Origin of the sequence: Sinomicrobium sp., assembly GCA_029266035.1 — a bacterium.
Classification (GTDB): Bacteria; Bacteroidota; Bacteroidia; order Flavobacteriales; family Flavobacteriaceae; genus Sinomicrobium.
The window spans coordinates 23,025-35,564 of sequence record JAJUFH010000008.1 but is presented as its reverse complement, the minus strand read 5'-3'; the positions used below and the strand labels follow the sequence as shown (position 1 = coordinate 35,564).

The 12,540-nt window shown below is 42.2% G+C and carries 7 protein-coding genes and 1 tRNA gene; 1 reads left to right on the top strand and 7 read right to left on the bottom strand.

The window, feature by feature from the left end:
- Positions 1-43 precede the first annotated feature (43 nt).
- Together ACYZZR_RS05905 and ACYZZR_RS05900 are read right to left on the bottom strand one after the other, a co-directional pair.
- On the bottom strand, positions 44-1,486 hold the full coding sequence (locus ACYZZR_RS05905; RefSeq protein WP_461533071.1) for a RagB/SusD family nutrient uptake outer membrane protein: 1,443 nt from the start codon (positions 1,484-1,486) through the stop codon (positions 44-46).
- A 4-nt stretch (positions 1,487-1,490) separates the two neighbouring features.
- On the bottom strand, positions 1,491-4,607 hold the full coding sequence (locus ACYZZR_RS05900; RefSeq protein ID WP_461533070.1) for a SusC/RagA family TonB-linked outer membrane protein: 3,117 nt from the start codon (positions 4,605-4,607) through the stop codon (positions 1,491-1,493).
- 706 nt (positions 4,608-5,313) lie between these two features.
- Here ACYZZR_RS05900 and ACYZZR_RS05895 point away from each other — a divergent pair.
- The gene (locus tag ACYZZR_RS05895; RefSeq protein ID WP_461533069.1) at positions 5,314-7,701 is read left to right on the top strand and encodes an Ig-like domain-containing protein; all 2,388 of its coding nucleotides are present in this window, start codon (positions 5,314-5,316) and stop codon (positions 7,699-7,701) included.
- Positions 7,702-7,714: 13 nt separating this feature from the next.
- On the opposite strand, the gene ACYZZR_RS05890 is transcribed toward ACYZZR_RS05895, so the two are convergent.
- From ACYZZR_RS05890 to ACYZZR_RS05870, 5 genes are all read right to left on the bottom strand, one after another.
- On the bottom strand, positions 7,715-9,055 hold the full coding sequence (locus tag ACYZZR_RS05890; protein ID WP_461533068.1) for a tetratricopeptide repeat protein: 1,341 nt from the start codon (positions 9,053-9,055) through the stop codon (positions 7,715-7,717).
- A 205-nt stretch (positions 9,056-9,260) separates the two neighbouring features.
- Positions 9,261-9,548: a hypothetical protein gene (locus tag ACYZZR_RS05885; protein ID WP_461533067.1), complete on the bottom strand. Its 288-nt coding sequence runs from the start codon at positions 9,546-9,548 to the stop codon at positions 9,261-9,263.
- 62 nt (positions 9,549-9,610) lie between these two features.
- On the bottom strand, positions 9,611-10,696 hold the full coding sequence (locus ACYZZR_RS05880; protein WP_461533066.1) for an aminotransferase class V-fold PLP-dependent enzyme: 1,086 nt from the start codon (positions 10,694-10,696) through the stop codon (positions 9,611-9,613).
- Positions 10,697-10,987: 291 nt separating this feature from the next.
- Positions 10,988-11,061: transfer RNA gene (locus tag ACYZZR_RS05875), tRNA-Ala, on the bottom strand.
- Between the two features lie 141 nt (positions 11,062-11,202).
- The gene (locus tag ACYZZR_RS05870) at positions 11,203-12,495 is read right to left on the bottom strand and encodes an aminopeptidase P family protein (protein WP_461533065.1); all 1,293 of its coding nucleotides are present in this window, start codon (positions 12,493-12,495) and stop codon (positions 11,203-11,205) included.
- Positions 12,496-12,540: the final 45 nt, after the last annotated feature.

Sequence of the window (12,540 nt, the reverse complement as noted above, 5' to 3'; positions counted from 1 at the left end):
CAAACAACAGCTCTTCTACTCACCTTAAAACATTCTATCTCCATCAACGATCGTTATTAACTGATGGATCTATATTGTCATTTGCGTCGTATTCGCTTTCGGGAACTTGCATGACAAACAGAATATCGTTGGGCGCTATGGTCATTTGTATCTGATGATTAGATGTTCTGACAATCCCTCTTTGTAAGCGTTTGGCATCAAACCATTCCACTCCGATCTCCCCATAGAGTTCCTTTCTCCTTTCTAGCAATATCTCCTCTTCCAGATCGCCTCCTGTATTCGATGACTTTACAGCATTGGGATCCCTGTTTTTTTGGAGGTAGTACAAAAGGTCGTGAGCTTCAGCTTCAAATGCCGGTCCTTGTCTGAACTTAGCTTCAGCTTCTATAAGTACCATTTCCGGTTTTCTTATGATGGGGTAGTCCAGGTTTTCTTTGTCGAACCAAAATTTGGTAGTGGTCATATGTCTTACGTTATTGACATTTGCATTTTGAATCTGAAAGAGGTTTCGTATATCGGTTGCAGAAAACAAATTGGTAAAGTTTACATTCATATATCCCACTTTGTAAGGAGCCAGTCCCATGCCAGGGCTCAATATATCAGTCCAAGCTGCCGGAGTGTGAGCCGAAACCCATTGGTCGGGGGTCTGATCGTAACCCCATAGCCATTCGGGATTGTTGATATCTAAAAAGCCATCGCCATATAGTTCTGGTGCAAAAGAACCGGCCAAATCGTTGTCGTAAGCCAGGTTGGCCATCTCTGCCGCACCTTCCCAGTTTTCCATAGTAAGGTACACTCTGGCCAGTATGCCTGCGGCTACCTGTTTGTTGACGTAGGATTTACCCAACCGATCTGAGGTCAGGTTTTCAACAGCAAAGGTCAGGTCGCTCACAATGAGATCATACATTTCTTGGCAACTGCTCATAGGCTTCCCTTCCGTGGTGAGCTCTGTATAGATAGGACCTGCAGGAAATGAAGGGTCTACCGAATAGGCCTTTGAAAATTCCAATGCAAGTTGAAAATAGTAAAATCCCCGCAGCGCTTTACCTTTGGCCGAATAGTATGCCTTTTCGCTATCGGATAAAGCTGGTGATGCCTCAACACCGTTGATAAGATTGTTGATCTGGTTGATCATGTGATAGCTGAAGTTCCAGATAAATCTCGGTCTCATATTATCTGCCGTTCTTCCCGTATAATCGTAATCTATTTTCCAAAATCCGGTTCCCAGAAACATCATATCGTCTCCTTTCCATATTCTCGCCACATAATAGGAGGATAAATTTGAAGTCGACTGACCGTCAAATCGTCCCCTTCCCTCTCGTATGATTCCAGAGATAAAGGCTTCAACTCCATCTACAGAGCCAAACACCACGTTCTCAGAAACCTGCTGTGTAGGTTGGGGATCGTCTAAAAAATCCTCGGAACAGCTTGTCAGAGCCATCAATACAGTGAATGTGTATATGCTAAAATTCAATAACTTTTTCATCGGTTTAAAATTTAAGGTTAACTCCAAGACTTATTGTTTTTAACTGGGGAGACCTGTTATCCGTTACCCCTTCAAGGCTTTGCTCGGGGTCTATACCCTTGTGACTCTGCCAGGTAAACAGGTTATCTCCTCGTAAATAAAACCGAACATCATTTATAAAAATGTCATTTAGGATCGTTTTTGGCAAGGTGTAGCCCAGTGTAATCGCCCTCATCCTGATATAGTCGTTATCGAACAGAAATCTAGTCGACTGTCCGTTAAACTGATTAGATGCAAATAAATACAAGGGAACATCGGTAATATCACCAGGTTTTTGCCATCGATCTGTACCTATACCTACGCCATTTGGGCTACCTATGCCCTTATAGCCCGCACTGAGCTGAGCGTAATTGCTATCGTATACCTTACCTCCAAAAGAGAAGATAAACAGTGTATGAAAATCGAAATTCCCTAATTGAAGGCTGGTTTTAAATCCGCCCGTAATGTCGGGCAGAGAAGATCCTGCGTAATATCTACCTGCGTCGGCAAAAGTTTTGGTCGTTCCTCGTTCGCCGGTAGGTTTTCCTTCGGCATCCAAAATATCGTAAAACCACATACCATAACCGTCTTCTGGATCTACACCAGCCCATTCTCTCATATAAAAATCAAAAATGGATCTGCCCTCTTCCAGTCTCTTATTTCCTCTTATTACCGATTCCTGAGTGAGCTCTGTAATTTCATTATTTACCTGGCTCAGGTTTATTCCGGCCAACCATATGAGCTTATCAGATCTGATAATATCGGCATTGAGTTCAAACTCCCAACCGTAATTTCTAATAGAACCAATATTTGTAGTAATGCTCAGATTACCAGTAGATCCAGGCAAAGGTTTGGCATAAATCAGGTCTATAGACTCTTTATTAAAATAACCTATGGTACCTTGCAATCTGTTGTTTAAAAACCCGAAGTCCAAACCTATATCAGTAATCGCCGTGGTTTCCCATGTAAGACGAGGGTCGGTAACACTTCCGAGAAGTACTCCCTTATTTTCTAAATTACTGACTCCTGTAGTGTACCCCTGCAAATAGGGAAAGAGACCAAAACCACTGTTGTTCCCCAATTCTCCGTAGGAAGCCCTTAATTTTAACAAATCGATTGTAGGATTATCTTTTAAGAGGTTTTCGTCTGATATGACCCAAGATCCTCCTATAGAAAAGAAGTTACCCCAGCGCTGATCTGATGCAAATTTTGTAGAACCATCACGCCGAAATGAACCCTCGATAAAGTATTTGTTCTTGTAGTTATACCCTACTCTTCCGAGGTAGGAGGTCAATCGCTCCTCGCCTATATACCCACTTACATTGGTTGGAGTCGCAGCACCGTTAAGTACGGAAATATCTCCTAAAAAATCGGTTCCCGTAGCTCCCATAGGATCAGTTTTGTACTTATAAGTTTCAAAAATGACATTGGCATTGACGGTGTGATCACCAAAGGTTTTACTAAACCTAAGGTTGTTGTTGATATTTAAGGTGGTGGTAATATTCCTATTTTGAATAACCCTTCCTCCTAAACCTTCACCAAAGCCTCCGAAGGGATTGGAGTAAGCATAACCATCGAAAAGAAAGTTTTCGTACGATATATTGGTTTTAAACGACAGGAAATCTGTAAACCTTATATCCATAAAACCATTTGTGATAATATTGGTATTTTTATCGATATTCTTATCGTCAAACAACATTCCTACAGCATTGTAATTTCCATTAAGTGGTCGCGAACCGTTGACCTCAGTACCGTTATCTCCGTAATCATAAAGTCTGTTGCCTACGGCATCCAATACGTAGGCCCCCGTGGGATCCCTTCTGTAGATAGGGTAAATAGAAGCTACATTATATGCCCAACCGATGGGGTTGCCCATAGCATTTCCAGATTGAGTGGGATTATTAGACCTTGAGGTTGTAATGGCTGTATTAAGTCCGAAGGTCAACCAATCTTTTAGCTTGCTATCTATATTAACCCGCGTAGAAACACGTTGGAAATCTGAATTTCTCATGGCCCCTTCCTGATCCAGATAATTGAGAGATACAAAGTAGCTATAGCTATCGCCTCCTCCCTGTATTCCCAAAGAATACTCGTTGCGCAAAGCGCTCCTGTTCATGAGGGCATCTTTCCAATCGGTATCCCACAGCAATTGGGCTCCTGCTACAATATTACCATTTCCATCGATGGGTTGCACAACATTATAAGGGTTATACCCCAGTTCGTCGATAATACCGTTGGCTGCATTCTGCCCAGCTTGTTCTGCAGATTGACCATCTATATACTGAAAGGTGTTACGCCTCGCTTCCCAGAAATGACGCAAATAATCTTCAGCGCCTTCAGCTTCGTGTAACTCTACTGCGGGCGAAGAGAATCCGGTAACTGCAGTTGCGGTCACCTGTAGATTAGAGTTGAACTTTCCCCTTTTGGTAGTAATCAGTATCACCCCGTTAGCCCCCCTCGAACCGTATAAAGCCGTAGAAGAAGCGTCTTTTAAAACATTCATACTCTCTATCTGATCTGGGCTGATGGCGTTTAGGTTTCCGTTAAAGGGTACTCCATCCACCACATACAACGGACCAGCATTGGCATTGATTGAAGAAACACCTCGTATCCTCACCGTTGGATTGGCTCCCGGTTGCCCACCTGAAGTTATAACATTCACCCCAGACACCGTTCCTTGTAGTGCCTGAGTTACCGAGGTTAGCTGTTGTCCCTCTATAGTTTCGGCTCCCAGTGAGGAAATTGATCCTACTAAGGATTTTTTGGTTTGACTACCATACGCTACCACAACCACCTCATCCAGCTCATTCCCGTGCTGTAAAACAACATCAATCCGGTTTGAGCTACCTACTGTAATACTTTGTTTCTGCATCCCGACATAGGAGAACTCCAACACATCTCCCACTACCACATCGATGGTATATATCCCGTCAAAATCGGTCTGAACTCCCGTGCCTTTTCCTTGGACAACAATACTCGCTCCGGGTAGCGGCACACCGTCTACATCTTTTACTACCCCGCTAATTGTTCTTTCCTGAGCATTGACAAGTTGTGTCAACAAAAGACCGAAAGACAATAAGACTATTGTGATTTTTCCTCTCATAAGTTAATGTATTTGAATGACTAAAAGGTTTTTAAACAGTTCAATCCACGGAAACCGAAGTATCGCAAAAACAGAATAACACGACATAGTCGGAAAACCCATTTAAAAATACCGGTCATAAATTTTTGTGTAATGTTTACAAGACAGATTTCGGGCTACATATGGTATCGAAATACCAAGTCTATCTCCCGACTCTCATTTTTATTCGCGTTTTTCCCAAAAAGATCCCCTGCCCGGATATGAGATAATTGTATTATACATACAATGGCAAAGGTCAAAACAATAGAAGTTGTAGTTTGGTTTCATAATCTCAGTTGGTTTACGTTTTTTGGTACCGCTAATGTAGCCAATACAGAAAAAAAACAATTGATAAATAAAAGCATATAGTGATACTATTGTGCTGTTTGCTGGCAACAACTCACTTTACTACTACACATGGTCGAATAAAATTGTATTTTATCGAAAGTAGGGGGTTGCATATCAAGGAAATACAAGTGCTACATCTATTTTTATCCAAGAATCACAAACGATAAAACAACTACCTCGGTTAGCTCTTTGGCAAGACAATTCTATAGCGGCAATGTGCTATAGAATCACCCCCCTTTCCTGCCATTGCTTTTATTAAAGTATAAATACAACCAAAATGTATACGGAACAGAGGGAAAACCCAAATGTAAAATTGCAAACTGATTTAATAGATTGTGTGATGAGGGATATAAGATTGATAGTAACTAGCGCTATTTTGTTGTTCAGCGCTTTAAACGCATCTGCTCAGTTTACCATTACCAACGATTTTAGAGGCAATGGCTCTCCCGATATTATTATAGGGGACAACGCTTACCTGACCTCGGGTGTTGACGATCCGGTAAATGCGGGATGGTTGCGGCTGACGAAAGCTACAACCAATCAAAAAGGCTATGCCTATATCAACAAATCCTTTCCATCAACGCTTGGGGTATTAGTGGATTTTGAATATACGATGTGGCGAGATCAAAATGATAATACTTACAACGGAGCTGACGGTTTTAGTATCTTTTTGTTTGACGCTGCTTATGGTCCTGGAAATTTTGCTCTAGGCGCCTATGGCGGTTCGTTGGGATATGCTAACAGCACCAACCCAAACCCCGATGTTCCCGGGCTTACCGGTGGATATGTAGGGGTGGGTTTTGACGCCTATGGTAACTTTGTAGCTCGTTCTGAAAATAAAAATGGAGGTTCTCCCGATGTAAGTCCCAACTCTATAGTCTTAAGAGGACCGACCACCTCGCCTAACCCTAGAGATCTCAATACCAACCGCTACTTGAAAGGAGTTACCATTAGAGGGAATGGCAGTATTACGGACGCATTAAATATGCAGGGAAATGCCAGAGAAGATGTGATTGATTATAACACCAGAGTAAATTCGCGTCCGAGTTATTCATGGTTTTACCGACGGGTACAAATCGAAATTACTCCCACCGGAACCGGACGATTTAATATTACCGTTCGTTGGGCTACTTCTCAGGGAGGAGAATTTACTGAACTCATCAGTTATGAGACTTCAGATGTTCCACCAGAACTGTTAAAGGTAGGCTTTGCCGCTTCCACAGGTGCTGGTTTTAACTATCACGAAATTAGAAACATCCTAATCACCACACCCGGAAATATAAGAGCGAATAAACTGGCGGATAAAAATGTATTGCGCTCGGTGCCGGGATCGGGAGATGAGAATGAAATCACCTATATACTAGAAGTGACCAACGACACCCCGGCAGCACTTACAAATATTCAGGTAGAAGACCAACTGACCGACGGGATAGGAAATCCCATTCCTCCCGGAATGTTTCATATCACCAACATTAGCCACAGCGGTTTTACCACTACCAATTTACCGACTCCTACTTCCGGTACTCCAATCAGTTCGGGAAATTTTAACGGATCTGTAGGCTTGCCGGCCAACAGTACAGGCTTGATTACCGTGAAAGGATTTTTGGACAGGCAAATCCCCGTCGGCAACTTGTTGCAAAATACAGTTACCATCAGCAATGACGAGATTACCGATCCCGATTTGGCCAACAATACTGCCAATGTAAGAACTCCGGTATATGCCGAAGGTGTGGATCTAGTTGTTGAGAAATATACCGACGACGAATGCTTGGACATCGCAAACGGAAATGAATTTACTTTGACGGTTTCTAACGTAGGAGCCAACAATTTGCAGTACAGCAGTACCAATGAGGTGAAAGTGATCGAAACATTACCTGCTGGAACAAGCATCAGCAGTATAAGCAATAGTGGCTGGTCGCGTACCAATAGTGGCAATACGTATACATTTACTTTAAATGGCAATGGTACACTGCGCTCCGGTATGTCCGCCCCACCGATCAGGTTTACCATAAAATCCAATTCCGGATACACCAACACCGCAGACGTAGAGTTGATAAGTGAAGGTGGAACAGACCCCACAAATATAGAACCTGAGGAAAACCGAGGAAATAACAGTTCTTCGGTAAACATAGCCCCACAGCCCCAGGCTCCTGTTGTAGATACTCCGGTATACTATTGCCAGGGCGATACTGCCAGTCCGCTAACCGCCAATGCCGATCCGGGCAATACATTAATATGGTACCTGAACGAAGGTGGAACACCATCATCCATACCTTTTACTCCCAATACTTCTGTACCCGGCAGCACTACCTACTATGTTGCTCAAAGCAATGGTAATTGCGAAAGTGAATTGACAGAGATAGAGGTTATTGTATTGGAGACTCCTCAACCGGGTAGTATTACGGGAGGAGGAGAAATATGCAGTAATACAGTCCCGAATTTAATCAATTCGGGAGATGCCGGAAGTGGTTTTGGAACCATCAGCTACCGCTGGGAATATTCTGAAGACGACGGAAATACCTGGACCACCATAACGGGAGCTGATGCTGCAACATATCAGCCTAGCTCTATTTTTAAAGCTACTAAGTACAGAAGAATAACTATCGCCACCCAAGCTGGGGGACAAAGTTGCGAATCTGTGCCGAGCAACGAAGTGACGGTCACGGTAAAAAACTGTGTGATAATAACCAATCCGATGCTGCCTTCGCGTGTGATTAATAGAAAGTGACAGACAGAATCTATTAGCTTTCCTCATTAAAGGTTTTAAAAAAGTGATATAGGTCTACATTGGTGGGGATGCCCAGCTTTTTTCGGAGCCTGTATTTTTTTACCTGTACTGTTTTGTGGGTGACAAAAGTATATGTTGCGATCTCTTTTGAAGAAAAATTCAACCATATATAGGCGCACAAAACAAACTCGGAAGGGGTTAAGGCAGGTTTCATTTTTAACAGTCCTTCAGAGAATTCCGGGTATACTTCCTGAAACTTTCCGGCAAATGCGGGGTCATTTCTCTTGGCCAGTTCTACTACCTCATCAAATGCCTTATCCATCTTTTTCTTCAGCCACAAATTTTCCCTCTCTCGCTTTATTATTAGGCGGTGCTTTTTTCGGTTTCTGTAAAATAATATGCCCAGTACAGCTATAAGAACAGACGTTATCAGTGAGGCAAGCCCGTATAATCTTTTATGAGAGGAGATATTTTCCCTTTCCTTCTGTTCCATTAACAAGTCGAGAGAAGCGTTAATGGCCTTATTTTTTAATCTGTCTATACTGTCGGTAAAAACCTTGTGCTTCTGTCGGTACAAAAGCTCCATTTGTCTATCCTCTAGAATATCGTATACACGAATCAATGACTCATAGGTGTTTGTGCGTGTCGTGGATACCTTGAGGTCTTTTGTCAGTTCCAGAACTTTATTGTAATAAGTGATTGCTGTTTGGTAATCCTTTTTTTCAAAATAGTAACTACCTAAGGTCCTGTTTACTACAGCTTTTTCATAAATGGTCGCTTTGCCATTTTCAACTATAGAACAGGCACTTTTCAGATAATAAAATGCTGAGTCGAGATCCCTTTTTTCCATCTGCCTCAAATAATGATTGGCCAGATTAGAAAGATTGATAGGCTTAAACCGAAGTTTTGCCGATTTGTGAAGATAGACAAGGGAAGAGTCTGGAAGATTTATATTTCTTAAATACACACTTCTACACCCGTATATATAAGCCAAATAATTTCTTTTTTGGGGGGAAGATGCTATCTTTTTAGCATAGGTCAATGCGGTCGAATTGTTCTTTAGCGCTAGGCCATACAGCCCCATTCCGTTATAGATCTGTGCGTATTCAGAATGAACCTTCCCTTTTAAAAGAGGATTTCTAAGTTTTTTTACCTTGGATTTGGCTATATTTAAAAAATCTATACTCTTGTCATACTTTCCAATAATCCTCAGAGCACTCGCAATATTGATATAAGCCTGTACCTCTCCTTCAGGATAATTCCGTTTTTCCGAAATTTCTACAAGTCTGATATTCCACTCAATAATTTCATCGTATTCTCCACCTAATCTGAAATCTCTAGTTCCTTTCTGCAACAAACTGTCTATTTGCTTGCGAGAGTAATCCTGCGCACTTAATACAAAGCACTGAAAGCACAAAATAACACAAATTATATTTCGATAGTTTTTCAACATATGTCAGGAGCAACTTGGTGCCAAAGTAAGATTTTATTTGACAATTACAGTACTCTTTTTGTCTATATCTAAGAAAAAATGGTGTAATACACCAATACTTATAAAGTCATTCTTTTTCCGGCTCTTTATTGTCTAAACCGAGAATTGCAATCATTGTCAATACGACTAAGGCACCGATACCAAAAGAACCGAAAATCCAAGGAAGCATATATCCGAAGCGGGACTCGAAGTCGCCTTTTTTAGGCACCAAAATTACCAGGTGCTTTTCATCGGCCGCAGGAAATGCTCTTTTAACAGCTCCTAAAAAACCGTTCTTATCGTCGGCATACCGTACCCTCCCGAAGTATTGAGCATCTTGAAAATCAAAATGATTGTATTCGGCTTCAACAAGCATCTGACTCGTAAAAGTGAGGCTTGCAAAGTATCTGCTTGGTAAGAGTATCGGTTGTAGTACATTTATCTCCTCTGATCTATAGCACTTAACAGACTCGCCAAATCTTCCTCATTGTTAAAAATATGAAATCCCACTCGGATACCAGGTCCGCGACGGGCACAAAGAATACGCTGAGTTTGCAGTGTATCAAAGAGAGTATCATCACCCTTCAGATTAAAAAATGTACCGTGCGATAGCTTACGGTTAACCACCGCATCGGTGAGGAGTCCTCGTGCTGTAAACTCTTGTTTAGCCCTCTCGACAAGCTTTCTAAGTCGCTCCGTTTCGGCTGCAAAATCCATTTCGCCAAACATGCGAATCGCCTCTCTTAAAGTTCCCATAGCCAGAGTGTCCTGATGTCCCGGCTCAAAAGAAAAAGAAAGAGCATCCTTGCCCAGAAGGTGCTGTAATTGCGGTTTGGGCACATTCTGCTGCTTTTCGGGAGGATAAAGAAATACTTTTGCCTCGTCCTTTACCAACATAAATCCATTGCCATAGCCTGCAAGCATCCACTTATAACCACTTGCGATCAGTATATCGATGCCCGAATTTTCAAAGTCGAATGGCTCCGTTCCGCAATACTGCGTCCCATCGGCCACAATAAGCAGGCCGGGGTACTGTCGCTTCAAGGATTTCAAAAAAGCGAGATCGATCTTTATACCGCTTAAATACTGCACTATACTAAAAGCAAAAACCGTAGGATGATGTTTGGCCACAGCCTCCTCTATTCGGCTTTCCAGATGTTCGTCGACTGTTGCATACGTCCGCTTCAATCCCTGTCGCTCTACAGTGTAGTTGATTGAAGGATAATCGTCTTTCAGCAACAAGTAGTGATGAGTGTCGGCCAGATCGCCAAGCAGTGTGTTGAAACCAAAGGAAAAATTGGGCAAGAGTACCGTTTGAGTAGACCGGGCATTGAAAAAGCGAGCCATATCCATCTTAGTCAGCTGCGATAAAGCTTCATACTCTTCCCGAAACAGACTCCCTCCCTGTGCAAAGGCCTCATCGTGTTGCCTACGCCATTCCAGAATAGGCTTCGCCAGAATACCCGACGCCGGCGTATTTAAATAAGTATAATCCCGAAGTATGGGAAAAAGTGATCGATCCATAGGTGTAAATATAATCTACATTAGCTTACAAATCAATATTTCCTATCGCCAGTATCTATTAAGGGCTATCTCAAAAATGTACCTTTTTATATAATTCCCTTTCAACACCCTTATCCATTCTTTCCTATAATAAAACATTAGCAAATATTTGAATATTTGGACAACTAAAAAAAAGAGCTTGAAAACAGAAATCTTTTTGCTATCTGCAAGTTAAGTGCGCAATTCATGCGCAATGCCTAAACAACAAAAAACGCAACCAATTAAAAATAAATTAGTTGCGTTTTTATAAAGTGGAGAAGATGGGATTCGAACCCACGACCTTTTGACTGCCAGTCAAACGCTCTAGCCAACTGAGCTACATCCCCGTTATGACGATATGGAAAGGCTTTATATCAGGCTTTTCCGTTTCGAGGGGCAATATTACGGATTTTTTTTGTTTTGCGGTATAAAAAAATTAAAAAAGGCCGGTGATAAACCGGCCCCTTATCTCACAGTTACTTTTCCGACTATTTATTCATGCACTCTTCGATTTCCTCGATTTCGAGCGGAATATCTTTCATCAGGTTTATAGGTTCTCCCTGTTCCTGTATCACTACATCGTCTTCCAGGCGTATCCCCATATTTTCTTCAGGTAAGTAAATTCCGGGTTCTACAGTAAATACCATATTGGCCTGCATCGGAGTTTTGAGCGGACCGTAATCGTGGGTGTCCAGTCCCATATGGTGAGAGGTACCGTGCATAAAGTATTTTTTATAGGCGGGCCAATCGGGATTTTCGTTCTGAACATCGGCCTTGTCCAACAATCCCAGTCCGAGTAACTCAGAGGTCATAATTTTCCCTACTTCCTGATGATACTCTGCCCACAGCGTTCCCGGAACCAGCATTTTGGTCGCTTCCTTTTTTACGCGCAATACGGCATTGTACACCTCTTTTTGTCGGGCAGTAAAGCGTCCGTTTACGGGAATGGTACGCGTCATATCGCTGGCGTAATTGGCGTATTCGGCACCTACATCCATCAACAGCATATCGCCGTCTTTACACTGTTGGTTGTTTTCTATATAATGCAGCACACATGCGCTGAATCCCGATCCAATTATAGGGGTATAGGCAAATCCTTTGGAACGGTTTCGGAGAAATTCATGCATATACTCCGCTTCTATCTCATATTCCCAAACACCCGGTTTTACAAATTCCAGAACTCTTCTAAAGCCCTTTTCGGTAATCTTACAGGCCTGAGAGATCAGCTCTATTTCCTGCGGTTCCTTAGTTCCTCTGATACTCTGAAGTATGGGATTGCTCTTCTCCCATTTATGAGCGGGAAATTTTTCCTTACACCACTTTATAAAGCGGTCTTCTCTCGTTTGAGTTTCCACCGATTGGCGGTAGTGTTCATTCGTATTAAAATACACAGTATCGGCCTCTGTCATCAAATTGAAAAACACCTTCTCAAAATCTGTAAGCCAGTACACCGTTTTAATACCACTTACCTCATAGGCTTTTTCCTTGGTGAGCTTGGCCCCTTCCCATATCGCTATGTGTTCGTTAGTTTCCCGAACGAACAATATCTCTCTGTGCTTGGGATCGATCGCATCGGGAAACAACAACAGTATAGTCTCCTCCTGGTCGGCACCGGAGAGATAAAAAAGATCACGCGCCTGCTCAAAAGGCATGGTGCTATCTGCCCCGATAGGATAAATGTCATTGCTGTTGAACACAGCGATACTACCAGATTTCATTTTAGCCGTAAACTTAGCTCGGTTTCTCACAAAAAGATCCGAATCTATGGGATGATATTTCATGCTGAATTTATTTATGAAGATTTCAAGGCATTATCGCCTCTCTAC

Bases quoted from the DNA above. Each gene is read 5' to 3' on its own strand.
- ACYZZR_RS05905 (WP_461533071.1), bottom strand. From the start codon at position 1,486: ATGAAAAAGTTATTGAATTTTAGCATATACACATTCACTGTATTGATG.
- ACYZZR_RS05900 (WP_461533070.1), bottom strand. From the start codon at position 4,607: ATGAGAGGAAAAATCACAATAGTCTTATTGTCTTTCGGTCTTTTGTTG.
- ACYZZR_RS05895 (WP_461533069.1), top strand. From the start codon at position 5,314: ATGAGGGATATAAGATTGATAGTAACTAGCGCTATTTTGTTGTTCAGC.
- ACYZZR_RS05885 (WP_461533067.1), bottom strand. From the start codon at position 9,548: ATGCTTGTTGAAGCCGAATACAATCATTTTGATTTTCAAGATGCTCAA.
- ACYZZR_RS05880 (WP_461533066.1), bottom strand. From the start codon at position 10,696: ATGGATCGATCACTTTTTCCCATACTTCGGGATTATACTTATTTAAAT.
- ACYZZR_RS05870 (WP_461533065.1), bottom strand. From the start codon at position 12,495: ATGAAATATCATCCCATAGATTCGGATCTTTTTGTGAGAAACCGAGCT.